1 protein-coding gene and 1 pseudogene are annotated in these 383 nt (G+C 64.5%); both read right to left on the bottom strand.

Features of this window, described 5'->3' with window-relative positions:
* Positions 1 to 162 (bottom strand): NAD(P)-binding protein (locus CJ177_RS46575; RefSeq protein ID WP_143548838.1); only part of this gene is annotated, 162 nt, incomplete at its 3' end.
* A gap of 47 nt (positions 163 to 209) precedes the next feature.
* Positions 210 to 383, bottom strand: a pseudogene (locus CJ177_RS49135) (transporter); the annotation flags it as partial.

Genomic DNA, 383 nt, shown 5'->3' with positions numbered 1-383 from the left:
GCCCCGACGGACGGTCTCGACTCGTCCGCCCGTGCGATCGGTGGATTCGAGCACCACCACGTCGGTCTCCGGCGCCAGCGTGGTGGCCGCCATCAGCCCCGACATTCCGGCGCCGACAACGACTACCTCGGTGGTCTCTTCATGCACGTCGTGCGTTGTCATTTTTCGGTTCCTGACTCTCGATCGATCACACGGAAAGGTCCGGCCGCTCAGGCCGTAGCGGGAGCGCTGCCGCTGACCGCCTGAGCATCGACGCGCTTGTTGTATGCGTCGAACGCTCGGTAGGCGCGGTAGTACGTGAACATCTGCAGGCCCCACGTGGACAGCGCGAAGATGTAGAAGATCGTGTGCTCCGCGTCGTCGCCCGGGATGTGGACGAAGTC

Source organism: Rhodococcus sp. ACPA1 (genome assembly GCF_002300195.1).
In the GTDB taxonomy this organism is placed as follows: domain Bacteria; phylum Actinomycetota; class Actinomycetes; order Mycobacteriales; family Mycobacteriaceae; genus Rhodococcus_F; species Rhodococcus_F opacus.
Note: the sequence above shows the minus strand (reverse complement) of the source record. Positions and strands in the feature narration are given on the sequence as shown.